This window comes from Chitinophaga sp. CCNWYY40 (genome assembly GCF_037483205.1).
In the GTDB taxonomy this organism is placed as follows: domain Bacteria; phylum Bacteroidota; class Bacteroidia; order Chitinophagales; family Chitinophagaceae; genus Chitinophaga; species Chitinophaga ginsengisegetis.
In genome coordinates this window covers 1015271-1042127 of the sequence record NZ_JBBHLF010000004.1, presented here as the reverse complement: position 1 = coordinate 1042127, position 26857 = coordinate 1015271, and the positions used below count along the sequence as shown (strand labels likewise).

Annotated in this window: 24 protein-coding genes; 7 read left to right on the top strand and 17 right to left on the bottom strand. The window is 46.1% G+C overall.

Features of this window, described 5'->3' with window-relative positions:
- Positions 1 to 132: 132 nt before the first annotated feature.
- On the bottom strand, positions 133 to 465 hold the full coding sequence (locus V7S65_RS18945; protein ID WP_111576921.1) for a hypothetical protein: 333 nt from the start codon (positions 463 to 465) through the stop codon (positions 133 to 135).
- On the bottom strand, positions 462 to 1049 hold the full coding sequence (locus tag V7S65_RS18940) for an RNA polymerase sigma factor (protein ID WP_111576920.1): 588 nt from the start codon (positions 1047 to 1049) through the stop codon (positions 462 to 464). Before V7S65_RS18940 ends, V7S65_RS18945 begins: the two co-directional genes overlap by 4 nt.
- 106 nt (positions 1050 to 1155) lie before the next feature.
- On the opposite strand from V7S65_RS18940, the gene V7S65_RS18935 reads away from it, so the two are divergent.
- Together V7S65_RS18935 and V7S65_RS18930 are read left to right on the top strand one after the other, a co-directional pair.
- A complete protein-coding gene (locus V7S65_RS18935; protein WP_079469627.1) occupies positions 1156 to 1497 on the top strand; it encodes a DUF6249 domain-containing protein in 342 nt (113 codons plus the stop codon).
- Positions 1498 to 1590: 93 nt separating this feature from the next.
- The gene (locus V7S65_RS18930) at positions 1591 to 3219 is read left to right on the top strand and encodes a serine hydrolase (RefSeq protein WP_336387564.1); all 1629 of its coding nucleotides are present in this window, start codon (positions 1591 to 1593) and stop codon (positions 3217 to 3219) included.
- A 10-nt stretch (positions 3220 to 3229) separates the two neighbouring features.
- On the opposite strand, the gene V7S65_RS18925 is transcribed toward V7S65_RS18930, so the two are convergent.
- The 6 genes from V7S65_RS18925 to V7S65_RS18900 form a co-directional block, all read right to left on the bottom strand.
- Complete coding sequence (locus tag V7S65_RS18925; protein ID WP_079469625.1) at positions 3230 to 3886, bottom strand: GIY-YIG nuclease family protein; 657 nt, start codon at positions 3884 to 3886, stop codon at positions 3230 to 3232.
- A gap of 190 nt (positions 3887 to 4076) precedes the next feature.
- A complete protein-coding gene (locus V7S65_RS18920; RefSeq protein ID WP_336387563.1) occupies positions 4077 to 5102 on the bottom strand; it encodes a hypothetical protein in 1026 nt (341 codons plus the stop codon).
- 96 nt (positions 5103 to 5198) lie between these two features.
- Positions 5199 to 6869 (bottom strand): hypothetical protein, encoded by a 1671-nt coding sequence (locus tag V7S65_RS18915; protein WP_336387562.1) that lies wholly within the window; start codon positions 6867 to 6869, stop codon positions 5199 to 5201.
- 8 nt (positions 6870 to 6877) lie between these two features.
- A complete protein-coding gene (locus tag V7S65_RS18910; protein WP_336387561.1) occupies positions 6878 to 9706 on the bottom strand; it encodes a S8 family serine peptidase in 2829 nt (942 codons plus the stop codon).
- Between the two features lie 153 nt (positions 9707 to 9859).
- Entirely contained in the window at positions 9860 to 10612 is a 753-nt protein-coding gene (locus V7S65_RS18905; RefSeq protein WP_336387560.1) for a CHAP domain-containing protein, read from the bottom strand.
- A 173-nt stretch (positions 10613 to 10785) separates the two neighbouring features.
- On the bottom strand, positions 10786 to 11751 hold the full coding sequence (locus V7S65_RS18900) for a phosphatidylinositol-specific phospholipase C (protein WP_336387559.1): 966 nt from the start codon (positions 11749 to 11751) through the stop codon (positions 10786 to 10788).
- Positions 11752 to 11958: 207 nt separating this feature from the next.
- On the opposite strand from V7S65_RS18900, the gene V7S65_RS18895 reads away from it, so the two are divergent.
- From V7S65_RS18895 to V7S65_RS18880, 4 genes are all read left to right on the top strand, one after another.
- The gene (locus V7S65_RS18895) at positions 11959 to 12546 is read left to right on the top strand and encodes an RNA polymerase sigma-70 factor (protein WP_336387558.1); all 588 of its coding nucleotides are present in this window, start codon (positions 11959 to 11961) and stop codon (positions 12544 to 12546) included.
- A gap of 73 nt (positions 12547 to 12619) precedes the next feature.
- Entirely contained in the window at positions 12620 to 13771 is a 1152-nt protein-coding gene (locus V7S65_RS18890) for a FecR family protein (RefSeq protein WP_336387557.1), read from the top strand.
- A gap of 314 nt (positions 13772 to 14085) precedes the next feature.
- Positions 14086 to 17634: a SusC/RagA family TonB-linked outer membrane protein gene (locus V7S65_RS18885; protein WP_336387556.1), complete on the top strand. Its 3549-nt coding sequence runs from the start codon at positions 14086 to 14088 to the stop codon at positions 17632 to 17634.
- Positions 17635 to 17651: 17 nt separating this feature from the next.
- Positions 17652 to 19406, top strand: a complete 1755-nt coding sequence (locus V7S65_RS18880) for a SusD/RagB family nutrient-binding outer membrane lipoprotein (protein WP_336387555.1) — start codon at positions 17652 to 17654, stop codon at positions 19404 to 19406.
- Positions 19407 to 19459: 53 nt separating this feature from the next.
- Here V7S65_RS18880 and V7S65_RS18875 read toward each other — a convergent pair whose 3' ends face one another.
- The 6 genes from V7S65_RS18875 to V7S65_RS18850 form a co-directional block, all read right to left on the bottom strand.
- The gene (locus V7S65_RS18875; protein ID WP_336387554.1) at positions 19460 to 19786 is read right to left on the bottom strand and encodes a hypothetical protein; all 327 of its coding nucleotides are present in this window, start codon (positions 19784 to 19786) and stop codon (positions 19460 to 19462) included.
- Positions 19776 to 20183, bottom strand: a complete 408-nt coding sequence (locus tag V7S65_RS18870) for a DUF4267 domain-containing protein (RefSeq protein ID WP_336387553.1) — start codon at positions 20181 to 20183, stop codon at positions 19776 to 19778. Before V7S65_RS18870 ends, V7S65_RS18875 begins: the two co-directional genes overlap by 11 nt.
- 76 nt (positions 20184 to 20259) lie before the next feature.
- The gene (locus V7S65_RS18865) at positions 20260 to 20841 is read right to left on the bottom strand and encodes a Crp/Fnr family transcriptional regulator (RefSeq protein WP_235015913.1); all 582 of its coding nucleotides are present in this window, start codon (positions 20839 to 20841) and stop codon (positions 20260 to 20262) included.
- Positions 20825 to 22075: an RNA polymerase sigma factor gene (locus tag V7S65_RS18860; protein WP_079469614.1), complete on the bottom strand. Its 1251-nt coding sequence runs from the start codon at positions 22073 to 22075 to the stop codon at positions 20825 to 20827. Before V7S65_RS18860 ends, V7S65_RS18865 begins: the two co-directional genes overlap by 17 nt.
- Before the next feature lie 61 nt (positions 22076 to 22136).
- Positions 22137 to 22475 (bottom strand): YciI family protein, encoded by a 339-nt coding sequence (locus V7S65_RS18855; RefSeq protein ID WP_111576908.1) that lies wholly within the window; start codon positions 22473 to 22475, stop codon positions 22137 to 22139.
- A gap of 36 nt (positions 22476 to 22511) precedes the next feature.
- Entirely contained in the window at positions 22512 to 22985 is a 474-nt protein-coding gene (locus V7S65_RS18850; RefSeq protein WP_079469612.1) for a carboxymuconolactone decarboxylase family protein, read from the bottom strand.
- 304 nt (positions 22986 to 23289) lie between these two features.
- On the opposite strand from V7S65_RS18850, the gene V7S65_RS18845 reads away from it, so the two are divergent.
- Positions 23290 to 24186, top strand: coding sequence for an alpha/beta hydrolase (locus V7S65_RS18845; RefSeq protein ID WP_111576907.1), 897 nt, complete (start codon positions 23290 to 23292; stop codon positions 24184 to 24186).
- 12 nt (positions 24187 to 24198) lie between these two features.
- Here V7S65_RS18845 and V7S65_RS18840 read toward each other — a convergent pair whose 3' ends face one another.
- The 3 genes from V7S65_RS18840 to V7S65_RS18830 all read right to left on the bottom strand — a co-directional run bounded on the left by V7S65_RS18840 (position 24199) and on the right by V7S65_RS18830 (position 26825).
- Entirely contained in the window at positions 24199 to 25296 is a 1098-nt protein-coding gene (locus V7S65_RS18840) for an acyltransferase family protein (RefSeq protein WP_111576906.1), read from the bottom strand.
- Between the two features lie 104 nt (positions 25297 to 25400).
- The gene (locus V7S65_RS18835; RefSeq protein WP_111576905.1) at positions 25401 to 25943 is read right to left on the bottom strand and encodes a GNAT family N-acetyltransferase; all 543 of its coding nucleotides are present in this window, start codon (positions 25941 to 25943) and stop codon (positions 25401 to 25403) included.
- Between the two features lie 60 nt (positions 25944 to 26003).
- Positions 26004 to 26825, bottom strand: a complete 822-nt coding sequence (locus V7S65_RS18830; protein WP_111576904.1) for a helix-turn-helix domain-containing protein — start codon at positions 26823 to 26825, stop codon at positions 26004 to 26006.
- Between the last annotated feature and the right edge of the window lie 32 nt (positions 26826 to 26857).

Here is a 26857-nt window from a genome sequence, read left to right as displayed (position 1 = left end):
TCCACGTGTTTCGTTGGCTAATCTGCTGCAAAACAACTATTTTTTGTCTTATCCCCCAACTTTTCAACTTGATCCTTAATCTTCCCATACAGATAAACAGCCATGGACCGCATATCGCCCCCCTGCCACCGGTCAGGGATAGTTAAACTTCGATACCTGAAATCTCCTGATTACCACAATTACTCCCCATACCCCTGCTAAGAATGCAGCAATGGAAATAAATAATACCGATTGCTCCGGCGAAGGGTTCAGATAATAAAGAAACGCGAGATTGAAGGATAAGAGTATACCCAAAATGAATTGCCCTATCCATTTCCCTGCTTTAAAAGCCGCTGCTTCTTTTTCCTTTTGTTGCAGAACAACGGCCTGTATCAGGCGATTGGAGAAGAATTCCGTAGGTTTTTCTATCCCGTCTTCTTTCAGGATATCCCTCAGCTGATCTTCTGTCACGTTGTTATTTCTCATAGTAAATTTCTTGTTTCATGGTTTAACAATAACCCTAATTCGGTTTCCAGCTGTTTGCGTCCTCTTAATAAGCGCATTTTTATGGCAGACTTCCCGGCACCCAGGATCTCGCAAATTTCAGCAATATTCTTTTCCTCGATATAATGGAGAATAAGCACCAGCCGGTCTTCTCTCGATAGCTTGTTAAGCGCTAACGTGACATATTTTTTTCTTTCCGCATCTTTCACCAGATCCCATCCGTGATTTTCTGTTGTCCCATCCTGTTCGTTTTCCGGCTGTTGATCTATGCTGATAGCAGGTGATTTCCTCCTTTTAAGTTTTGTTAGTGCCGTGTTATAAACGATACGGTATAACCAGGTAGAGAATTTTGATGCCTGTTTGAATTTACCCAGCGATGCAAATGCCTTCATAAAAGAATCCTGTACCACTTCTTCTGCGTCCTCGTTATTGGCAACCACCGACATGGCAATAGTAAACGAAAAGTCCTTATAGATGTTTACCAATTGGGCAATACTATTTATATCGCCACTTATGGCTTTATTCCATATTTCATTTTCCTGTTTATTTTCTCTGTGGGTTGCCATCTCATGATTTAGACTACTTGCAGGGCAAAGTGGTCACATTTGTGACCATATGGGCGTTTTGGGAGTCTTATTAGTAAGTAACTCAAAAATATCTAAAAATATAGTCATGCTAATAACGTCCGCATCATTATTCATTTCATTAGCCCTTGTTGTTTTCGGGATAAGTTATTACTATTTCACAACAAGGCATAAAGAACGAATGACCATTATTGAAAAAGGACTCCCTCCTGACTATTTTAAAGGAGGCACGAACTACCTGTTATTTATATTGCTTCTTGGAATTGTGAGTATTGGAATATCCCTGGGAATCGTAACGGGAACATTTTTGAGATCATTGGATATAGACGGAATAAAAGATTTTATACTGCCATCTACCATATTCCTTTTTTTGGGAAGCAGTTTAATCGTCTCCTATTTCGTGCTAAAAGGCATAGATAAAAAAAAGTAACACACCCTGTTTTGTTTATTGCAACCGGCATTGGTGGGGAAACCCGCTATGGGAAACCTTTGCGTACATGCAAAGATTCAAATATAAAATACCATGAAGAGACTATTTATCATAACGCTGTTTTCTATTCTGGCACAAATTTGTTTGGGCCAAAGCCAGGAACGGGAACTGGACGCCATGTTAACCCGCGCATTTCCGGCCACCGGCCCCGGAGCGGCCGTGCTGGTGGCAAAAGCAGATAAGATAGTTTACAGAAAGGCATTTGGTAAGGCTGACCTGGAACTGAATGTACCATTGAAACGGGATCATATATTCCGGATCGGCTCCATTACCAAACAATTTACCGCCTGCGCAATTTTAAAGCTGGCGGAGGAAGGGAAATTATCATTGCAGGACACGATAACCAAATTTGTCAGCGATTATCCTATAACGGGCATTACTATCGAACATCTGCTTACGCACACCTCGGGAATAAGCACCAGTGCAGGCGCATGGACGCCTGAAACAAGAAAGCTTGATTTTACCCCGCAGGCGCTGATCGATTCCTTTAAGCACCAGCCATCAGACTTTTTGCCCGGCGCCGGTTTTCGTTATAATAACAATGGCTATGTGCTGTTGGGGTACATCATTGAACGGGTTTCCGGAATGTCTTATGAAAAATATATCAGTGCCAATTTCTTTAACCCCCTGGGAATGAAAAACTCCGGCTATGACAACAGCTCCTCCATAGTTTCCGGGCGCATCAGTGGTTATGAGAAAGACAATGAAACCTACAGGAATGCCGGTTTTCTGAGCATGACCCAACCTTATTCCGCCGGTTCCATTCTTTCTACCGTTGAGGATCTATTCACCTGGAATAAGGCCTTAACAGACGGAAAAGTTATCAGTAAGAAAAGCCTGAAAAAAGCGCATGCTTCCTATCTGCTGAATAATGGGAAGCCTACCGGTTATGGATACGGCTGGTGGCTGGGAAGTATCCAGGGAAGCCCGGATATTAAGCATGATGGCCTGATCAACGGGTTTTCAACATTCGCTGTTTATCTTCCGCAGGAAAAAGTATTTGTGGCTGTTTTTACAAACTGCGAAAACAATAACCCGGAAGTCATCGCTTCAAAAATTGCCGCGATCACCATCGGCAAACCTTATCATACAAACGAAACCGGGCTGCCAATAGAACAGCTTAAATCATACGCAGCCATCTATGAATCAACAACAGAAGGGCAAAGAACCGTATCTTATGAAGATGGCCGGCTACTGTATTTTGTAAAAGGCGGAGCCAAAGAACAGCTGATCCCATTTGGAGCTGACAAGTTTTATTTTGAGAACAGCCTGACTATCATAGAATTTCTGAAGAAGAAAGACGGCGGCGTCAGCGCGCTCGTTTCAGAAACGGACGGGAAAACGGTCACATTCATCCGGACGGGTATTAAATCTACTAACCTGTATGCGATACATATTTCCCCGGAAGTACTGGAAAGATATGTGGGAAAATACCAGTTTCCGAATAATTTTATACTTGCCATTACCAAAGATGGTAACAGGTTGTATGGCAAAGGACCCGGTCCCCGGCAAATCAGGCAGGAAATAGTTCCTTACGATACCTGCAGTTTTTTTGCGAGGAATTTAGATGCGCAGTTGCTATTTAATCTGGACAAAAACGGAACTGTTACCGGGCTAACAAAAATTCAGAATGGGGTAGCCATTGCAAAAAAAGTTGAATGAGCTACATGCCTCAATACAATTGATTGCGCAATATTCTTTTGATCATTTGTATCGTTGAACGGCTGATCTGACCTTTGTATTTCTGGAGAATGGTACTTTCACTGACGCCATCACTCAGCTCGTTTACTACCCGCAGCCATTTGCCGAGGAATTCCGAATTGGGAGTACGGTATCTCATTAACCGCCTCACAGTTTCAATAATGGATTTATTCACCGTGCCCTCGTGAAGCTCGAATACCTCGTCGTTATTAAGTCCCAGCTTAATGTCGTCGGCGATCCTGGAATAATCCTGCAGGTATTTTTCATTGGCTTCCATTACCTGTAACAGGGGATTGTCGCTGAAAGCGATGTCAGTATATTTCCGGTGCTGTTTCTGTAATGCCTGCAGGGCATAGTTGCGGGCAATATTATCGCAGATGATGAGGTCATCTTTAGTGAGTTCAAACCATTCGCCCTTCACGCGCTTATGCTGAAAAACAATATGCAGGCTCTCTTCCAGGTCCGTCATATTCAACGCTGCATACTGCCTGATAACACGGAACATCACGGGCAGGTGCGTATGATAAGCCGCCAGACGCTTATGCAGGTCCTGCGTTTTACCGATCTTATACAGGTTTTTACCTGTGTTCAGAATGTACACACACTTACCAATTTGTACTTGCTCCATGAGGTGATTTCGCGCTTGCTGGTGATAATTATGTTATCAATTTACGACTATGATTCTTATATACAAAATGGAATAATTATCTTGATTTATAATATGAGGTGCGCGCAGCTCATGAGGGAACAGCACACGCGCGGAGCGTGCTTATTAAACAGGGGGTTGAGCCGTAAAGATGGGCAGTTTGGTTTTGAGTCTACTTCTCTGAAAGCATAAGCGTTACTTTGTGCTGGAGCGCTATTTCTTTCAACGCAGCTTTATTTTCTTCGGTGAGCGCACTGCACCACCTGAGATCCAGTGTTTTCAATCCATTTTCCATAAGATCTTTTAGCGCACTCATAACTCCACCAGCCAGCACGGTCACTTTTCTAAGCTCGCGTTGTCCGTCTGAAGCGGTGGTGGTAGTGGCTTCACCAGGTGATTTCTCGCTGGTAATAGTTCTGGCCAGGCTCAAATACTGCAGGCTCCTCATTTTTCCGATCGTCTGGTAACAGGCTTCATCCATAAATTCCGCTCTTATCAACTCCAGGTTTTTTATTGGCAATTTCAACAACGCAGAGAACCTATCCATTGGTGGAGGCGTACCGGATCTTGGGTTGTTAATGGAAAGGGTATTAAGACTTCCAAACCTTAGCAGCAAATCTGATGACCAGCCATTGGGGAAAGCAGGTTTAATTAAATTCAGGTTTGTTGTATTTTTATCTGCAGAAGAAATTTCATCGACAAACCCTTCCGGTGTTTTTTTGAGACCCGAAACATCCGTTTTAATTTCCGGTTTTGCCTGCATCAGTTTTTGGTAAAGCGCTACCGCGGTTAAACCCAGTCCTGCTGAAAGCAGCCCCCAGGTGATGCCGTATGACAGGCCAATGGCCGATGCAATAGCCCCCACAATAACAACGGTTGTGGGATTCTCGGAAATTTTTAAACCGAGTAATTTGGCAACCTCCATCAGGGTATCTATAGAAACCCGTTGTACCACCGGATTGGCGACTGCTTTTTGCTGGGCAACCGGCGAATTTGGTTGGCTGTGATGAAAATCCTGTGCCTTGTTTCCCATCACATCAGCCTCGTGTTCCAATCCTTTGTCGTTGTTCACGGCTACGTTCTGCCTCAATTGCAGGGGCGGCGCGGGTAAACTTATTCCACCGCTGCTATGCATATCATTAGACATCGCGCGGGATGGACTTTCAGCCTTGTTTTTTTCATTAACAGGAGAGAACATTTGAGGGACGTTTGAGGTGGAGGGAAAATGTGATATAGCTTCATCTGCCGGTCTTATACTAATATACAGATAATTTCTTATTGACAAACTATCGCGCTATTCTTCCCAGTTGCTCAAATATCTCGCGGTAAAATTCAGCCCGTTGATGTACATGAACTTCCCGATCACTTCGTCGAGGTAATTCATATCGAGAGATCCGTCTGTTGTATTGTAGCGAAGTGAGCGTGTATCGTTACCATCTCCCGTATTCAGATATTTATCGGCAACAGGCAAATATTTTTTCAGACCGGCTGCCAGGTCAGATAACTTCAGCACATTATCTATCCGGTTGATAGGATTAATCAGTCCATCGAAATCAGAACCAATACAGATATGATCCCACGGTGAAGTGCCCGGTTCCCATCCTATGCCGGCATTCCCGATCCTCACGGCGTAAATAATGTGAAGACACAACAGCATCAGGTGCCGCTCCGCCCTCGATGGGATGCTCAGGAAATCAAATAGTTTCTCTGCACCAGGAAGCTGCCCGTCTCTGAAAAGTTTTTCCCATTCTTCCCTGGCAATGTATTCTGGATCAAAATATTCCGGCCGGTTGCTGTCCACCATTTTTTCAGCACCCAGGATGCGCTGGTCAAGACTAATACCAATCATTCCCCGTGATCCCATGATCTCTATAATTTCTTCATCAAATAAATTGATGGTCCAGGGATTACCATAAAGACCGCTATTGATGCTGTCGTTTGTTTTTCCGATTTTCCGGTTTTCGGATTCCACGATACTTACAAATACGCCGTCCTGCTGACCAGTAGTGGATCTGAATTGTTTTTTAGCGAGATAATTATTGAGTGAAGTAAATGTAAAACCTGTATGAGAGGTGATGATTGGCAGCCTGTTTACTACCGGGGCTTCATTGATCAGCGATTCGCGGTAACGATAGTAATGAAACCGCGTGTACACACTCATGTGTTTCAGATCGATTAACACCGGCCGCTTTTCATGCAGCAGGGCCTGGCGTATCACTTTTTTACCCAGTTGTGTAAGCCCAAGACCAGCTTTGGGCATAAAGTCCTCGCTGCTGAATGCTATCTGCGCCTGCTTGTTAAGTCCCTGTGCAAAACCGCCCAGTGGCTGTTCCGGGATATAGCTAAGATGACAGAGATTAATACTGATAAAATCCAGTTCGCTGTTATCCTGGATATCTTTCAGGTTCAGTTCCGGCGTTCTGGATAGCGCGGTGCCACGGATAGGTACATCGGATAAATTATGACCGCCTTCTATAGAAAAGATGAGGTATCGTTGCGTATTATCATTTTTCAGCGCCTCTGTTATTTGTTGTACGGATTTGCCTTCCCAATCTTTTCTCCCGGTATATTTTATGTGATAAGGAGCTTGTTCAAGCGTAGCTTTACTATCCAGGTACATTTTTACCTGTTGCTGAAACTCAGCGTAGTAGCTTGTTTTGCCGTCCCTGGTTTTATTTACGATCTCTTTGTTTAAGGGTAGTATATGGGAGAAATCGATGCCGAGAATATGCAGGATTCTACGGGCAAAAGCGTGTTCCAGGCTGATAATAGAAGCCACTCCCAGATAGAGCCGGCTGTCTTTCACCTGGTCGGGCGACGACTGGCTGTTGAATGGTCCGCCGAAAAGATCGTTCAGCAAACTGGCCACTCCGGTGGTTTTCACCTGTTCATTTATAGGGGTGCCGTTGCTGAGATAATGTTTGAACAACAGATGGAAATGAAAGTCGAATATTTTGTTTGTCATGGGGTCACTTATTTAGCGGCATTTTCAATAATAGACTGGACCGTATTAAACCGTTGAAGTAAATCCGGATAGGTGGCAGTAGTGGTGCTTTCATAGGCGCCCCTGCTTTTTCCGAAGGTGGCGCTTTCCAGCGCCCGTGCGCTGTCGGACATGGGGGCGGAAATAGCAGTGAGTGATTCCTGGTTACCTCTTCTCGTACCAAAGATGGCATTATGGAGTTTGTTCCAGTATGTTTTTACTATTTCACCATAGCCTTGCAGTGAATTCAGGAAGGCACTTTCGTTCCAGCCGTTGTATTGATTGTTTAATTTGTTGGCAGGTTTAGGTGGGGTGTTTAAAAGTTTTTCTGCGTTAAGAATACCGCTGCCAAAACCTTTCGTAGGCAGTTGATCGCTTTTGCGTGCAGAATCCTTCAGCGCTTGCCGGAAGGCTTCTACCCGTTTCCATCCTGCATATTCCGGAGCGCGGAGCTGATCCTGGTATTTTGCCAGCCAGTATGCTGCCGCAGCAGCCACATGTGGTGTGGCGTAGCTGGTGCCATCGCCATAGGCAAAACCTTCCTGGTGGTCGCCTTCCGCCTGCCAGATGGGTACCAGCACATCTTCTCCCGGCGCGGTAATATCTACGGTATCTCCTCTCGATGATCCGGTCCATTCCCTGTCCAGCGGATTAGACGCTGCTACCGCAATAGTGCCGGGAAATACGGCGGGCGCTACTACCGCCTGTACGCTGTTGCCTGCTGCGCAGCACCAGATCACGCCGCTTTCGTACGCTTTTTTTGCCAGGCGCGCAGTAGTGAGCGTAGGAGGAATACCCATGCTCATGGTAATGATATCAAAACCCTGTGCAATGGCGGCATCCAATGCAGCAGCCAGTTGTTGCTGCCTGTTGATAATAACAACTGTTTCGGCTATACGAAATGGAACCAGTTTGTAATTATCAGGCGCCAGTAATCCGCAGTTGCCATTGCCTGCTGCCGGTGAATAGTCGTGGCCTATTAACAGGCTGCCGGTGCGGGTTCCGTGGCCGGGTTGCTTTCCCAGCGATATGGTACGCAAATCCAGCGCGTTATTGGTATTGTCGAGGAAGTTATAATCGTTGTCGGTATCAAATGCGCCGGCTACTTTTGAATGGTCGGTGTAACCGGTATCAAACTGTACTACCCTAATGCCTCTTTCATGGGGTGATGCGGGCGTTTGCTGTGTCAGTAATATTTTATCAAACCCGGTGGCATACCAGTTCCAGCGCCGGTATTCTTCTGCTTTCCGGCCGGCAACAAATTTGCTGACAGCTGTTACGGTATAATTTTTCAGGAAGGTATCTTCGTTGGGCGTACCATAACCATCGTCAAACAAAAAGCCGGATTCGGCAGGGCCACCACCTTTCCTGATGATGTTAACGGTATCGGCATTGAGGTATAAAGGCAGGTCTGCTTCTGCATAAAATATTCCAGGTATCTGCGCCAGTTTCCCTGCTTCTTCATGTGCGTTGCCACTGAAGTTGGTAGTAAATGTAAACAGCTCTTCTTTGCCAACAACAGCGGTAGCGGGCGTGAGTAACGACAGCTTCACTCCCGGTGGATATTTTACAGATAATACTGCTTCTATCTGCGATACTGTTTCCGGTTTATTCAGCGCAGATATGATAAATGCGGTGGGAGTACTGATATTGGGAGATGATGGAACATCCATAGTATTTTCTTTGGGAGATGAAGTAATATCGGGAACATTGGAAGAAACGCTGTTATTGCTCATCGCAGCAGCTGTTACCACATTGGCTACACCGCTCCGGACGCTGGCCTGGTCGGGTAAAGCCTGCTTTAACTGCGGCGCTATATTGTCGGTATCTTTCAGTAAGGCGCGGCGGCCCTTTTCCATATCCGGACTCAAAGTGGCTTCCCGCACGGCACTTACAATTACGCTCACTTTAATCCCCTCGTTGCCGATCCAGTCAATCTCATCATCGGGTGTTTCAGGGGTGGCCAGCTGGCCGCTCCGGGTAAGTACCCGGTTCTGATCATCTGTGCGGGAAAGTCCGCTGTGATGCAGGGCAATGATTTCGCAGGTACCCATTCCAAATACCGGGGAGCCGCTGCTGCCGGGCAGTGTATCCGATTCATATACAAGCCGGGTGCCTGTTTCAGAGAAGAAACGGATATCTTTCAGCACCACCTTTTTGGGCAATCCATTGGGATGCTGCACAATTACACAGGATTCTCCCTTGATGATTTTGCCGAGGTTACCATCAAGACGGATGGGTGGAAACTGTGACAGCAATTCGCCGAAAGTGCCGGTGAGGCTTACGCCTATCAGGGTAAAGTCGAGGCCACTGTTCAGCGTAACTTTACTTACTTCCAGGCTGGAGGTCATAAAGAACTTGCGGGCATCCAGTTTAAAGGAGGCGCTTCGTTTCAGCGCTTTGGTAGTGGCGTCTACTTCATAGTTAAACTCCGCAATCATGTCTTCAGCATCATCGGCAGATTCAATCACATGGTGGTTAGTCAGCAGGATATCTTCTGTTACGAGGAAGCCGGTGCCTATGGGAGAACCGCCTTTTAGGATACGGCACACTGCCTTTGACATTTCAGATAACCTGTCCAGCACATATTTGTCCTGGAAGTCTGCCGTGCCTGTAATCCGCTCCAGCGCTGTTGCCACCAGGGGCGTGTTTTCGCGTGCCACACGATATTGCACCCGTGTAGGGTTATCTTCCAGTTGTACTAAAGGCTGGTTGGCTTCCCGCAAGGCGCAGAGCTTTCTTTCGGCGGCTTCAAACTGTGGCTGACGGTCACCAAAACGATTGGCTACTTCCTGGATTACTTTCCAATGAGGTATCATTTATTGAGGGTGTTTATTTGGGGTAGTACGCTTCGGTTTTCTCTCATGAATTTAATCAAAAAAGAAAGAATAAAAGATTATCTGAAGTATCTTTTTTGTTATGAAATGATATTCCCGGGCAGCACAGGCCGGCTGCCCGGGAATATGAAAATATTATCCGTAAATAATGAACCCTTTTTCGATAGAATTTATCTTCCTGAATGTTATACGGAACACACCAATTCCGTTGCTGCTGCCATTGGGATTGCTGTTGCCTTCAATGGTTTCAATAAAGCCGCCGTTTACAGCCGTTACGATACCCGTATGACCGAAGCCGCCGCCATGACTTTTAATAAAGATGCTGCCCGGAACTACAAGAGAGGGATTGTTGATAGCCCTTGCAGTTGTGATTTTCAGCGCCCGGGTTCTGTTCCAGTGATCCAGGCATCCGGCCGTTTTAACAACGGGATTGGGAATGCCCAGGTCTGCAGCAGCTTTTTTGAAACACCAGAATACAAAGGCTGCGCACCAGTAGTTGCCGGGAGGCGTGTTGGTACTGGCAAGATAGGCTTCTACCTGTGGTCCGCGGTTGCTGCCGGGAGGCACTTCCATCACGCCAATCTGGCTTTCTGCTACTTCAATCGCTTTTGCGAGTAAAGTATTAGGCGCTTCATGTTCTTCCGGTACGCCGTTGTCAAATAATACTTCCCAGGTAATGGCGCCCACTTCACCATCCACAATAAGCGGATTACCAAACCGGTCGCGGTGCATTGCCTGGAATTGCTTTACGGCAGATACAGTTTTAGGCCCAAAGGTGCCAGTGCCCTGTAAAGTGCCGATGCCGAGTTCAATCAGTCTTTGTTGAATTGCTTTTACAATCTGGCTGTTTTTTTCGCCAGCCTTAATTACTTTGTTGGGGTAGTTCATAACAATTGATTTTAAAATATTGGGGTAAGAAATATTATTTCACAATGGTTTTTAAACTGTTAATGGATAGTTGTCTGATGAGTCTTTTCCGGGGTTATCTAAAGATAACAACTTCCCGGCATTTTAAAAAAGGCCGCTTCATCAGGGATGAAGCGGCCTTTACATTTATTTCTTTAGAAATTGGTATTAATAATCAGCGTGTTCCTGTCGGAAGTGGCAAAGTCCATCGGGATAATGCCATATCTGCCCTGTGTGTTGTTGGTAAAATAAGTATTGATTTGCGGATTAATGGCATTGGAAACAGTGGTGATGCTGGGAATACCAAAGATCAGCGATTTATATCCGCTGGTGAAATTGATGTACAACACCGACTGGCTACCGTTTTTCGCTTCCGTAAACAGGTTGGTGATGCCTGTCCATTTTGCGTTATTATCAGGCACTACGTACTGGTCCTGCACGCGCAGGGAGGAGTTGGCGTTATTGATGGAAAAGGTGGTATTATCGGCCCAGTTGGTGGCTTCAATACCTTTGGGAGTACTGGAGGCGCCAAATCGTCTCAGCAGCACAATTTTGCCCCTTACCTGGCCGAGGTTGGGCACTACATCGCTTAAGTACCATTTGGAAGGTTGCAGCTGTGTATAGCTGTCGAAAGTTTGCTCAAAGGAGCGCGTGTTGTTGGTAGGATCATACTCTTCTTTTACGCACATCACAATTGTTTCTGAGGGATTGGCTGCCAGGAAATCATAACAGGCGTTGAGCACATCTGTGAAGTTCAGGTTCTGGTAAATAGAACCGTGGTGAATGGCAAAGGCATCGCCGATGTGCCTGCAACGGATATCAAGGAAACGGGTACCGGCATCCAGCTGTTCACGGATGCTGAGGTTCTGGCATTTGGCGGTGCCGCCAACGGGTTCCACGCGGGCGCCACTGTCGTGTGTGCCGGGAATAGACAGGCTGGTGAGACTGGTATTGTCTGCAATAGCGCTCATCCATCCGGGAAGGGTTACGTTTAAGGTGCTGGTAACAGTGGTGTTTTTCAGTGTTTCACTGCCGGCTGCAGCATTCGGGTTTACCAGGTCTTTCTTACAGCCAAAAAGAGACAGGATGGCCAAAGCCATGAAAAGGGTTTTTAGGTTCATAGTGGAAGTATTTCTATTAAAAATACAGGAGAATCCTGTTTGGTTCATTGCAGTGGAAATTAATTGTTGGTTAACAATCTCTGATGAGGAATTAACATTTCCGGCAGTGGCCGAAAGGTGTGATTTTTTATCAGGATAGGAATGCATATCTTTATACTATATCAACCAGATTAGCTTCGGGGGAAGCACAAATTTATTTTGAATACCGTGCAAATAAATAGTGAACCAGATTTACTATTCAGGGTGTCGCAGGGCGATGAGGCTGCCTTTGCACACTTATTCCATACCTACCAAAACAGGCTGGGAGCATTTGTTATGCAGCTTACGGGATCAAAACCGATGGCGGAAGAGATTGTACAGGAAATATTTATCCGGGTCTGGGAAAAACGGGATAAGTTAAGCCAGGTAGAACATTTTCATCCGTACCTCTATGCAGTAGCCAGGAACTATAGTTTATCTTTTCTCAAGAAGCTGGGCCGGGAACTGGCCCGGAAGCAGGCGTGGGAAATCAGTGTGGCGGCTACCCATGACCAGGAAGATGATACCGTTATTAAAGACTACCGTCGCATTATAGACCAGGCCATCTCTGAGTTGCCCGCCCAGCGTCAGAAAGTATATCTTTTAAGCAGGGATGAGGGGCTCCGCCAGGCCGAAATTGCGGAGCGTATGGCCATCTCCCTGGAAACGGTTAAAAAACATATGGTGCTGGCCCTCCGGTCCATCCGGAGCTATGCAATGGCGCACCCTGAAATCAATTTGCTGATGCTTATTCTGACCACCCCTTTCAGGATTTAAAAATTTTTTTCTTATCCCGTTACCTCTTTTTTATACATGTTGCTGTCTTATAGTGTAGAATCAATCTATGCTAATGGATAATACCAGGTTGCGCTACCTGCTTAGCCGATATGCGGGTAAAACAATCACCCAGGCGGAACAGTCCGAGTTAAGTGATTTCTTAAATGCGGCAGATAATCAAACGCAGCTGGAATTGCTGATCGAAGAAGCCTGGATACAGTCCGGTGAGGAAGAAGAGTTATTTTTTCCCTCGCCCCAACTAAGCCGGGAACCGGCGCCGCAGCCGCTTAAACGGGTTTACTGGCAGCGTTGGGCCGCCGCTGCATTATTATTGATTGTTGCTGGCAGCGCCTGGCTGCTGGCCACCAGAACACGGAAAGCAAACAAGTTACCGGCCGCGGTAACAGAAAATATAAAAAAAGATGTGAGCCCCGGCGGCACAAAAGCGATGCTCACACTGGCGAATGGGAATGTGATAGCGCTGGATAGCTCTCTGAAGGGTACACTGGCCCAACAGGGAGATGTGAATTTACATGTGAGCCCGGGAATGCTGAAATACGACCAAAACAGGCAGACATCTGCCAATAGTATAGCCTATAATATATTAAAAACCCCCAAAGGGGGACAGTACCAGCTGGAACTGCCGGATGGTTCAAAGGTATGGCTGAATGCCGCTTCGTCCCTGAAATTCCCTACTGCCTTCGTTGGAAAGGAACGTCGCGTGGAACTAAGTGGGGAAGCCTACTTTGAAGTAGCCCGGAATGCCGGCCAGCCATTTTTTGTATCGGTAAATAACGCCAGTATTGCGGTATTGGGCACCAGCTTCAATGTAATGGCTTACACCGATGAAGCAGCCATGAAAACTACCCTGCTGGAAGGCGCCGTAAAAGTGAGCCAGGCAAATACCTCCAGCTTGTTAAAACCGGGAGAACAATCATTGCTGGAACCAAACGGCAAAATGAAAGTAATAGAAAAAGCCGACGTAAGCCTGGCGGTAGCATGGAAAAACGGACTTACTTCTTTTAAAAGTGCAGACATCAAAACAATCATGCGGCAGGTGGAAAGATGGTACGATGTGGAAGTGGTATACAGCGGCCCTATACCGGCGCGCAGCTTCACAGGAGATATTCCGAGAGACGCTAACCTGTCTGAATTACTACGATTACTGGAAATCAGCAGAATCCATTTCAAAATGGAACAACGTAAGCTGATCGTTATGCCGTAAGTATCTTATTCATTATATCAACCAAATGCTATTACCATGAACAAAGGTCCCTGAATGACGTGTGGTAAGAACCGGCATAAAAAACCAGGAGCGATCTCACCCGCCCCTGGAAAAAAGCCTGGGTCTGGTACCTGACATCAATACTTATCAGAAATCAAGAATTATCTAAACCCAAACACCACAAATGTATGCAATCTAATTGTCATGCAAAGCCCGTCTTTGTACCCGGGCTATTATCAACCATCAAAGATCGCGTCCTGACATTCCGAAAATCAGGTGCCCATCTGAGGATAAAAAAACAACTGATTAAGCAAATGAAAATTACGGCTATCCTCTTAACGGTAGTTTGTTTGCAGATCAGCGCCAAATCTCTGTCGCAACAGATAACCTTGTCGCAAAAGAACGCACCGATCCAGAAGGTATTTGAAGAAATAAAGAAACAATCCGGTTATAAGTTCTGGTATGAAGATGCTATGCTTACGAAAAGTAAGCCGGTAGATATCTCCATCCGTAATGGTTCGCTGGAAGAAGTACTGGCCCTGCTCTTCAGAAATCAGCCCTTCAGTTATGAAGTGATCGGCAAAATCATCGCTGTAAAAGAGAAAGATATCAGGCTGGAAAATACCACTCCCTTCATCGCAATACCGGAAGTAGTACTCCGTAAAATAAGCGGTTTGGTAAAAGATAGTACCGGCATGCCCATACCCGGTGTTACCATTCTCGTTAAAGGCACCAAAACCGGCGCCACTACAGATGTACAGGGCCGGTTCAGTCTTGATGTACCGGAAGGCAATGTAGTACTGGTGTTCACCTCCGTAGGATACGAAACCAAATCCATTACTCTCGGCACTTCCACGTTCCTGAACGTAACGCTTTCCATCGCCTCCAGCGGGTTAAACGAAATGGTGGTAACCGCCCTCGGTATCAAACGTCCGAAAGGAACGCTTGGATACGCGATCAGTACCATCAAAGGTGATGAACTTACCAAGGCCGGTTCAACCATGAACCCATTCCTGGCCCTTTACGGTAAAGCAGCCGGTGTAGGCGTAAACGTGGGCGCATCCGGTCCGCAGGGTGGCGTCAGGATCAATATCCGCGGCGCAGCCAGTATGAACCCCGATCAGAATGTAAGACCCCTGTTTGTGGTAGACGGCGTTATCCTGAGCGACCGTAAAACACAGATCGGTGGTGACGTAGGACAAGGATTCGACTATGGCGCCGGTATCAACGATATTAACCCGGACGACATCGAATCGATCGACATCCTGAAAGGCGCCAAAGCCACTGTATTGTATGGTAGCGATGCCGCCAACGGCGTAATGATCATTACTACCAAAAACGGCCGCAATGTGAAAGGATTTGGTATGACCGGTAACATACAACATACCATAGAGCAACCGGTATCTTACCTGAAACTGCAAACCAAATATGGTTTGGGCGACAACCTCTATGATACCACCTATGAAACTATCAATGGCGTTAGAACCCGTATGCTGCCCAATAAACGCTTCAGCTTCGGTCCTGCTTTCGACGGCGCTGATGTGATGTTCTACGATAGTTCTATGGTGAAGAATTCGCCACACAGGAATAACTTCATGTCACTCTTCCAGAACGGTCACTCCACTTCTGCCAACGTAGCCATTGCCGGCAGCAACGAAAAAGGTAGTATCAGGGCTTCTTATACCAACTATAATTACCAGGATATTTCCGGTGATAATTCCTGGCAGAAAAGAAACTCTTTCAGCTTCAACGGTAATATCAAAGCATCCGAACTGGCTTCCTTTGAAGTGATCTCCAACATTTACAGCATCTCTACCCAAAACCGCCGTTCTCAGAACGATGGACCGGTAGCATGGGGATACCCGGTTGATTATGATTATAACCTGATATATCCTTACTATACAGATGCCACCGGTTACAAAAGGGATCTTTCCAATGCCCGTGTTTCCGATGCCTTTAGCTTACTTGGCAATTACCTGTGGAATAACAAAAAGAACCGTTACAAGGATGAAAATATCCACATGATCACTTCTGCCAAAGTAACCCTGAACTTCACGAAGAATATTTTCCTCGTAGGGCAGGCGGGGTTGGATTATGATAACACCAATTATAATACAGAGGTAAGTGTAACAAAGGTGCTCCCTACGGTAGGCGGAGGAAGCTTTGGCGTGGCAAAGGAAAATTCTACCACCCAAACTTACCAGGCATTACTGAACTATAATAAATCATTCCTGAATAACGATCTCCGTTTGTTTGCATTTGGAGGCGGTGTATACCGGTTGCGTAATGTAGATTACCTGGGTACCAACACCGTTGGCGGACTCACCTTCCCGGATTGGTATTCTTTCTCCAATCAGCTGGGTACACCCAGCGCAGACAACGCACACCTGCTTAGAAATTACACAAGAGGATCTGATGTATTATACAGCTTGCTGGCATCAGCAGCGTTGTCATGGAAGAATGAATTTACATTGGAACTGCAGGGTCGCCAGGACTGGAACTCTACTCTTCCTCCGGAAAACAACAAGTATTTTTATCCGGGCGCGGCACTTACCTGGAATTATACCGAACGTTTCCCGATTGCCGGTGTAAACAGCGGACAGCTGAGGTTATCCTGGGCAGACGTGGGTAACGGTACCACCCGTTATTTCGCCAATAACCTGTATGGATACACCCGCCTGCCAGGTACAGACGCCAACTCCGTTTCACCTCCGGACAAGTTGTTACCAGGCGCTCTGAAACCAGAACGTAAAAGAGAATTTGAAATTGGTATCAACAATACCTTCCTGCCACAGGACAGGGTGATCCTCGATTTCTCCTTCTACACCAACCACCGTTACAACCAGATCATCAGCTTACCTATTTCTTCCGCTTCCAGTTCCGCTGGTCTAATCGTGAATGCGGGTGATGTAAAGGCCTGGGGTTTTGAACTGGCATTAACAGGCGTTCCGCTGGTAGGTAAAAACTATCGTTGGAGCCTTACGCTGAATGCCACCAGCCAGGGATCAAAAGTAATAGACCTGTACCCGGGTGTTACCAATTATCCTTTCAGTAACCTGATCAACGGCGCCGCCGCATCTATTCATGCAGATGAAGGCCGTCCGTATGGCGAAATTGTAATGCTCGATTACAAACGTGATGAAGCAGGTAATAAAGTAGTGAACAACAACGGTATCTATATCCTCGATGATCAGAAATCAACGGTAGCTGGTAACGTAATGCCAAAAGTATACGGCGGATTTATCTCCGACTTTCAGTATAAGAACTTCAACTTCCGTATTGGCCTGGATTATAAATACGGTGGTACTATTTTCAGTTATACCAACAACCGCTTAACAGGTGTAGGTCAGCTGGAAAATACCATGCAATACCGCGATGAAGAAAACGGAGGTTTGGCGTATTACATCAATAGCAACGACCAGAATGTTCCGTGGCAGCATTCACAGCCAGCTCCGGCTCAGTCTAAAGATGGGCATGTGTATCACGATGGTTTGATCCTGCCGGGTATGAAAGTGGATGATAACGGTAAATATACCACCAACGATATCATCACCAGCGCTTCTTCCTATTATGGAAGCTACGCAAACGATCTGGCCACCTCTTTCCCGCCGGATCGCCTGTTCAAAAACAATTACATCAAAGTGAGGGAAGTAGCGCTTTCCTATACATTACCCGCGGAAATTTCCAAAAGGATAAGAATGCAAAGGCTTACTGTTACAGCAGCTGCCCGTAACCTGTTCTATCTCTACAAATCTATTCCCAATATCGATCCGGAAGGAGCACTGGGCGCAGATGTTTTCGTGGAAAATACCATCTACCCTTCCCAAAGGACTTACTCCCTGGGGTTAAATGTTGCTTTCTAATGTATAAACTGAAAAAAATGAAAAAAGCTTACTTATATATTTTCCTGCTCTCTGCCTCCTTCCTGGGAGCTTGTAAGAAGGATCTGGAAGACCGGTTCTACGACAAAGACAAGCTCTCCACCGGCAGTGATATCGATGTAGTACCCGGCTTATTCACCGGCGTGCTTACAAACAATAAAATATTTGCACAGGACTACGGCGAGTGGTATTACCTGCTCAACGGCGGTACCAGTATCACCGGTTATGAGCAGGTGGCGCAACGGTTTGTATCTTACCGCTACGACTGGTTCTCCACATACAATGACCTGACCACCGGTAACGGCTTTGATGATTCTCCTATCAACGGGCAATCTTTCTTTCAGCACAGTTATACCCGGTTGAAGAATTACGAAGTGATCAGGGACTCCGTGGGTGCACGTACCGGGCAATTAAAACTGGATGGAGATGTATACCTGAAACTGGTTAGCTTTATCAAATGTTACCAAAGTGCCAAGCTGGTAGACTTCTTTAATTCGGTTCCTTATTCAGATGCTTTCCAGGGTTCTAAAAAAGAGCCGAAATATCTCTTCCCTAAATATGATGATCCGAAAGAGATCTACCAATCTATCATACAGGAACTGGGAACTATTGTAGATGAACTGCCTGCTGCCTATTCACAAATGTCCGCTGATGCTAAAACCGTGTTCACTGCGCAGGATATAGCTTTCCACGGTGATATCAATAAGTGGGTGTCTCTCATCAATTTTACCCGTCTGAAATTACTGGTAAGAATTGCCGGTGTGGAAGAAGCATATGCCAAACCGCTGATTCAGGCGGCACTGGCAAAGCCTTTGCCACAAACGGATCTTTACTGGTTTTACTGGTTTGATATTGTTCCCACAGGTGGCGGAACATGGATTCGCGGTGTTTATGAAAATTCCTTCGCTTCCTTTATACCGAACATCATCATGAAAAGGTTGAACTATGGTACGCCTGCTTACCAGGAAGGAATTGACGATCCACGCCTGCCGGTGCTGGCTATGCCAACCAAATACCTGGATTACCGCGGAGTATCTGCCAATATTGAAGAACAGACAGCATTGTATAGCAGTGGAGAAAGGTATTATCCATATGCAGATAATATCGCTTCTACTTTTTCTACCAATGCAAAATCTATGTATAACCATGCTACCTTCCACCAAAATGCGAAGATGCCGGTGTATATGGCTTCTGTAGGAGAACTGGACCTGCTGCTGGCAGAAATTGCGCTGAAAGGATTAGCTAATACAGGTAAAACAGCTGAAGAGCATATCAAAGATGAGGTAACACACTCTGTCGATTTCTGGTATACCATTAATCAACTGAGCAGCTATGCCAAAACCAAAATGACACCGGAACAAACAGCCATGGTATATCCTGCCAAACCATCTGCTGCGGTAGTAAGTGCATGGGGCGATGTTGTAAAAGGCAAATTTACACTGGCTGCTACCCTGGACGACAAAATGGAAATCCTCATGCAGCAGAAGTATATTCACCTGAACCTTTATCAGCCTTACGAACTGTGGGCAGAGCTGAGAAGGACCCGTCACCCGAAGCTGGAACCATTCACCTGGCATACTTCTGTATGGAAACCAATGCCGGAAAGAGTACGTTATCCAACTATTGAGCTGACTAACAACCCGGATAACTTCAAGAAAGTAGCAGGAGAAAATAATTTAACCAGCCCGATTTTCTGGGTACCTGCCGCTGCAAGAGCAAAAAATCCTTATTGGGATAACTATAATTATCAATAGCAGAGAGCAATGCAAGTCGAGGGGGAGCTAACCATATTGGTTGGCTCCCTTTTTTAATGCCATATCGCAATGCACGCTGCTGCCATTGTTAGCGCCAGTAACGTATAGTAAGCGGCCTTGGTAAATACTTTGTTAGTAAAACGTATATTGATTAACGTAACCACTGCGAATATGCCGGTTTTAGGTATTACTTTATAATAATTAACGTGTGGATATTTCAGTGCCACCAGTATGATACCGGTCACCAGCAGGGCAATACCCAGGATCAATCCTTTGTGGTCGCGTACTTTTGTGTGGTAGTCGGACCATTGTGTCGCCAACACAGCGAGGTATCCTGCAAAACATCCGAAGTGTAACAGCAGCACAATACTAAAGAGCATGGGATGTTTTTTTAGCGGTGGAAGAAAGATAGTAACCGCCCAGTGCGACTAGCATTACAATAGCTACCAGGTGCTGAATCAGTTTGCCGGCTTCATAGGCCGGGTTGTTAAGTACCAGGCAGAAATCCATTACCGGAACAATAGTCCCTGCCAGCAACAGCACACCTAATGCGCGGCGTTCACCGGTCCATAGTAACCCCAGTATTGTAATACCGGAGAACAGGTCGCGGATGCCTTTGATATAATGAAAGGAGAAGTTCCCGTTTACAGGTACGCTGATGCCAAAACCGGCTTCGGCCGCCAGAGGGTTCAGGAGAAAAAAGAGTCCGATAAATACCAGCAATATCCCAATAGATAAAGTGCTGTAGAAAGCGATTTTTTCAGAGGTGTTTTTCATTTGTTACATTGTTTTATGATGATGCAACAAAAGTAAAACCCGCGTTTCGCCGGTTCGTTCACCCAGGTTAATAAATTTACATCGACAACCTTTTCCTGATCCGGCTTAAGGAAGGAGGCTTTACCCCTACAAAGGAAGAGATATAGTACTGCGGGATGCGTTGCTGTAGGTCGGGGTAGCTGTTGATGAAGTGGAGATAACGCTGCTCCGGCTGGTCGCCATAAAAAGAGCTGACCTTTTTGATGGCTTGTAAATACAGGTACTCGCAAATCAACCGGCCAAACTTTTCGCCTTCTTTTACTTTGCTGTAAATCAGCTGAAGATTTTCATAGGAGATAGCCAATATTTCGGTGGGTTCAATACACTGGATGCTGCGCTGCGAAGGAGAGTGGTCGAGAAAGCTTTCGTAGTTACAGGTAAATTCATTTTCCTTTCCAAAATCAAGCGTCACGTCTTCCCCGGAATCTTTGATACTGTGATACCGGATCAATCCTTTCTCAATAAATCCCGCTTCCCGGCAAACCTGTCCTTCCCGCAGGAAATAATCATTTTTCTGGTATTCCCGGCTGACAAACAAGGAGGAAACGAATGATTGCTCGGCTTCATCCATGCGGATGAAATGCCCGATAGCGTTGATCAGGTTAGTGTGTATGCTCATCAGTAAGACGGTTTATTTGTGCCTGTATGCCTTGTTTTTCGGTGTCGGTTTTGGCTAATTGCCAGGCTCTCTGAAAACTGGCTTTTGCTTTTTCGTTATCGATATTCCTGTACAGCTCACCGAGCAGCACATAATAGAAGTGGTTATTTTCCAGCTTTAGTTTTTCTGCTTCGGCCAGCGCTTCCTGCTGCCCGTTTGCTTTATAGAGAGCAAAGGTGCGGTTCAGGGCTACACTGGGAGAGTAATTGATCATCAGCAGTGCATTGTATAACTGCAGGATCTCTTCCCATTTCTCCGGCGTATCCTCTTTCACACAGTGCCAGTAAGCAATCCTGGCTTCGAGGTGATAGGAACTTATTTCATTGCCTTCGGCAGAAAGCTGCAGGAAATAGATACCCTGGTTAATCAGTGCCTGGTCCCACAGCGCTTCGTTCTGTGCTTCATACAATACCACTTCGCCTTCACCGGCCTGCCTGGCATTGAAACGGGAAGCGTGAAAACACATGAGGGCAATGAGCGCATTTGTTTTAGGCAAATTGGTTTTGTCGTAGGCAGTAAGCATCAATCCCAGCCGCAGTGCTTCGAGGCAAAGATCCTGTTGCAGGATCTGGTTCTGTGTCTGCGAGTAATATCCTTCGCTGAAAAGAAGATAGATGATGTGCAGCACATTATCCAGTCGCTGTGGGATTTCACTTTCCGGCGGCAGCTCCATTTTAATTTTCTCTTCGCGCAGTTTTTCTTTCGCCCTGAATAATCTTTTATTAATAGTTTCCTTGTTGGACAAAAAGGCTTCTGCAATTTCATCTATTCCAAAACCGCAAAGAATGCGCAGTGCCAGTCCTATCTGCGCTTCGCTGGCAATAGACGGGTTACAGATGGCAAAAAGCATTTGCAGCTGGCTGTCTTTGATATTCTCCTGCGAGAAATTTATCGCTTCGGCATCATCGACCAGTTCCTGCCGCGCTATTATTTCGGGCAATACTTTTTTATCGAATATTTTATTTCTTCTGAAATGATGCAATGTTTTTTGTTTGGCTACGGTATAAAGCCAGGCAGTTGGATTGGGAGGGAGTCCTTTAACGCCCCATGTTTCCGACGCGAGTAAAAATGTTTCACTCACAATATCTTCTGCTATCTCAATATGCTGCAACCCGAAAAGTTTGCTGATCACAGCTACCATTTTCGAGAATTCCTGCTTAAATAAATACTTCAGTGATTCGAGTTCCTTTTCCATGCTAAAACAGTAAAAACCACTCTAACGAAAGAGTGGTTTTCTTTATTTCTCCTGATACTGGTTACGAAACTATTTCCCTGACTTCTACGCAGCCTTTGGCGTCCAATACCGGGCAGCCATGAGCCAATGTGGTAGCCTCTTCCAGCGTATCGGCCTGTACTACCAGGAAGCCGCCCAGGCGTTCCCTGATTTCCACAAACGGCCCATCGGTAATAACGCCACCTGGCTTTAATACTTTTCCTTCCGTAGAAAGGCGACGGCCGTTACTCACCAGTTTACCCTGTGCGGCAATACCACCTGCCCAGTCCTGCCACTTCTTCAACAGCGCCTGGAAGTCTTCCGCAGATAACTCGCGGTAGGCATATTCAGACTGGCGAAATAATAATAAGAATTCTTTCATCTTTTTATAATTTAAATCGTGGGTGGAATATATGAATTAATTTGCTTTGGCGGCAAACATCCCTGGCTTGTAGCTTCCTGCTGAGGTGCGGAAGGCAACGTTAAGACGGTTATAACTGTTAATGGTAGTAACTGCTATTGTCAGGTCTACAATTTCTTCCTCTGAAAACTGCTGACGTACCTGTTCGTATACTTCATCCGGTACGTCGCCGTTGGTGAGCCTGGTTACTGCTTCTGCCCAGGCAAAGGCTGCCCGCTCGCGATCAGTATAAACGGTTGCTTCTCTCCAGCCTGCCAGCATATAAATGCGTTGCTCTGTTTCTCCTTCTGCGCGTGCATCTTTAGAGTGCATATCGAGGCAAAATGCACAACCATTCATCTGTGATACCCGGAAGTAAATTAAATGCTGCAGGGATTTTTCAATGGATGATCCTGCAAGATACGCACCTACGCCATATAATGCTTTTACTGCGTTAGCTCCTTTTGTCAGAAGATTGATTCTCTGTTTCATGGTTTATAAGTTTTATTGGTGATGAATTTGTTCGTTTATACACCAATAAGGATCGGGAAAAAGGAAATTGGACATCTTCCCCGGATTTTTTTAAAATATTTTTCAGGTAGATGGGTAGCGGGTTTTAAATGATGTGCCCGGTAAAAGGATGCTGCCGTTGACCATCTTTTTGATGTCTGTGTGCCGGGACGGTACCTGCCGGCGGCAGCGGAAGGGGGAAATATTTTAGTGAATCAATTGTTAATCACGTCCGCTTTCACAATTCCAAAACACTCCAGCGGGCCGGAATTTTTTCTTTTGACGGATGATTCTACACCATTATCCACGCATCGGAAAAATGCTGGCGCTTTTTATTTTTGTGCTGCCATTTACCGCTATATCCGCCAAAGCCCAGGAAATAAGACCCCTGTACAAGGACTCTATTCCCAACAGTATCGGGAAAACTGCACCGGCAGATGCCCCCACCATCACCGTCTATAAGCCGGAAAAGCCCAACGGGGCGGCAGTGATCATCTTCCCTGGCGGCGCATACGCCTTCCTGGCCTTTGCTGAAGAAGGCACCAAAATAGCAGAAGCCTTCATTACAAAAGGAGTTACCGCCTTCGTGGTAAAATACCGGCTCCCTTCAGATGCCACCATGCGGGATAAAAGCATGGGCCCTCTCCAGGATGCGCAGCAAGCCATTAAACTGGTGCGGATGAATGCCGCGGAATGGGGACTGGATCCGCATAAAATAGGGATCGCGGGCTACTCTGCCGGCGGACACGTGGCCTCCACGCTGGGCACACATAGCGGACGAAGCTATGTACCCAATAAGGAAAACACCGATCTGCGACCGGATTTTATGATCCTGGTATACCCCGTGATCAGCATGAATAAAGACCTGGCACATCAGGGATCAAGCATCAACCTGATAGGAAATGAGCCCTCCAAAGAAAAAGTTGCCTTCTTTTCCAATGAAGAGTGGGTGAACAACAATACGCCGCCGGCCTATATCACGCATACCAGCGATGATGCAGTGGTGAATGTAAATAACAGTATCGCCTTTTACCAGGCCATGCTGAGAGGAGGCATTCCCGCTGAACTGCATCTCTATCCCACCGGCAACCACGGCTTCACCCAACGCTTACCCGTAAACGAATGGCTGGATCCTATGGTGTGGTGGATGAAAAGAGGGGGCTGGATCCCCAACACCCCCTGATCTGATATTAAATCATGGCATAGCCGTATGAACAGGTCGCGCAGCAGGCCGCGAATGCAGCAGCTTGATCAGCGGCCGCTCTACTTTGTAGTAGAAGAAAATGCCTACCGCCACCGCCAGTACCATATGCACGATCACAGAAAGATCGGCATTCATGAAGTAACCGGTGGCGGCATATATCTGCGCGATAAAATAATAAAAAGTATAGTGGGTCAGGTAAATGGAATAAGAAGCATCGCCTATCAGTAACCCCCATTTGTTATTCCAGAGCCTTGCCCAAACACCCCGCTGCTCCAGGAAAATACAACCGGCCAGGATACACGCACTGGGCAGGCCCCATAACAACACCCTTTTTAAACTGCCGGTGCCGCTGGTCACGCTGCTCAGTTCAGAAATATTTCCAAAGCCATACACAATGTTATAAACGTATCCGCCGATGCCCAGCAATAGCAACAGCCCGGCCACGCCGGTAGCCACTTTTACGTGGCGGTACAGCCAGAAAATGATCACCCCGAAAAGGAACTCCAGCATGATAGGATTGGTATAAAAAATAAGCCTGAAATCTGTTGGCTTCAGTAGCTGTCCCACCGCCACAAGCGCGGGAATAACAAGTAACAGCAATAAGGTTTTATATTTTGTACGGAACAGGATCAGGAAGAAGAAAAGGAAATAAAACCACCACTCAAAACTCAGCGACCAGCCCACCACCAGGATAGGCGCCAGCCACTTCTGCGAGTTCAATACCGGCAACATGAAAATGGTATCTCTCCATCCATAAAGAATAGCCGTGATAGGGTACATCCGGTCAAAAAAACAAAAGAATACCATATAGCACACACTGGCCACATAATAAATAGGGTTGATCCTGAGGAAACGTTTCTTCAGAAAATCCACTCCATCACGCGCACCAAAATAGTTGCTGGCTACATAACTGATTATAAACCCCGATATCCCAAAAAAGAGGTCCACGCCAATAGCGCCAAAGTTTTCCAGGAAATAAAATTTTTGCTGATGGGAAACGGTGAATGCTTCCTGTAAGTCGATGGCATGTACATGTACCACGAGGATAACTGCTACTGCCCTTAATAACTGTATGCTGTTAATCTTCATAAAAGGGATACTGATTGAGGGTAAAGGATGGCAACACCGGTCACTTTTGTGTAAAGCAAGTTAAACCGGGCGGCTGTAATTACACTTCAGTCAGTATCGGCTTGTCAGTTATGTGACCTGTTCCATGCTTCCCGGCTGATTGTAAACCAGTTAAGCATCGTTTGGTCCTCGTAAAAAGTGCCATCCAGGCTAAAGCCGGCCTTCTCTAAAACGCGCTTCGATGCATCGTTTTTTACATCGGCCATGGCATAAATATTTTCCAGCCGGAGCCGGTTGAAGCCGTAGTCCAGGCAGGCATGTGCGCACTCCGTAGCGTATCCCTTTCCCCAGTATTTCTTTATAAAACGGTAGCCAAGGTCGTAGTAGTCAACGTGGCCATTGGTAGGTTCTTTTACCAGTTTTAATCCCGCCCATCCCACAAACTGGTTGGTATCTTTTTCTATTACAGCCCATCTGCCAATGCCGTTCTCCCGGTATTGCTGCCGGATAAACTGAATAACTTCCCGCGATTCTTCTATCGTACGCACCGGCTTGTTGCCCAGGTATAAATGCACCGCTTCGTCTGAATCCAGTTCAAACATGCCGGCGGCATCAGCAGGTATCAGTTCCCTTAAAATCAACCGGGGAGTAGATGCAAAAATCTCCATACACGTGTCATTTGGCGCCGAATTTAACGGAACTATTGAAAAGAACAAAAACGGGAATGTTTATCTGGTCATCAACAGGAAGTTACTTCCTGCGTCTGCTTCGTTGGATTTTTTCTGATACTGGTAAGGAGAAAAGCCTGCAAACTCTTTGAAGGCCCTGATGTAGTGGGACTGATCAGCATAATCATGTTCAAAGGCAATATCAGACAACTTACTGTAGTTGTTACTTTTTAACTGCTTTAAGGAATTCTGAAAACGGCATATCCGGGAAAATAATTTGGGGGAGATGCCAACGCCCTGTTTAAACCGGCGCTCAAAACTTCTTTCCGTTAACTGCAACTGCTGCTGTAAGTCCTTTAATGCAATACTGCCGCCGGAGGCGATGATCTGTGATAACGCAAAGTGAGTAACCTCATCTGAAGACGTGCTGTTTTCATTGATCTGCTTAAATAGAAAAGCGGAAATGATGGCGATCTTCTCGGTTAAGGAAGGGGTGTTGCCTAATCTTTCTGCCAGGTAAAAATCCCTGGTAGCAGCCAGTATATCCAGGTCTAAACAGGAATTGGTTAACTCATCGGCATTCAAACCAAAAACAGATTTCAACGCATGCGGATAACAACACACCCCGATTGAACAGATGGTACCCGTTACATGCAGCTCGGTATACTTCGTGGTTTGACCATATAACAGCAAATCGGGTAACTCTTTGTTTTCCTGGTAGAAGGTACCGTTATCCGACTGCTGGATAATTAAACCCGGACAACCATCTGCCATTGGCCCCAGAATTTTAGGCACGTGGGCAACATCATCACTCTCCAGCGTCCAGAAATAACGGACGTGGTTTTTCAGATATGATGGCGGTGGTAGTTCCTGGTACTTCATTTTAGGACAGATGAATTATATTCAAGTTAAGA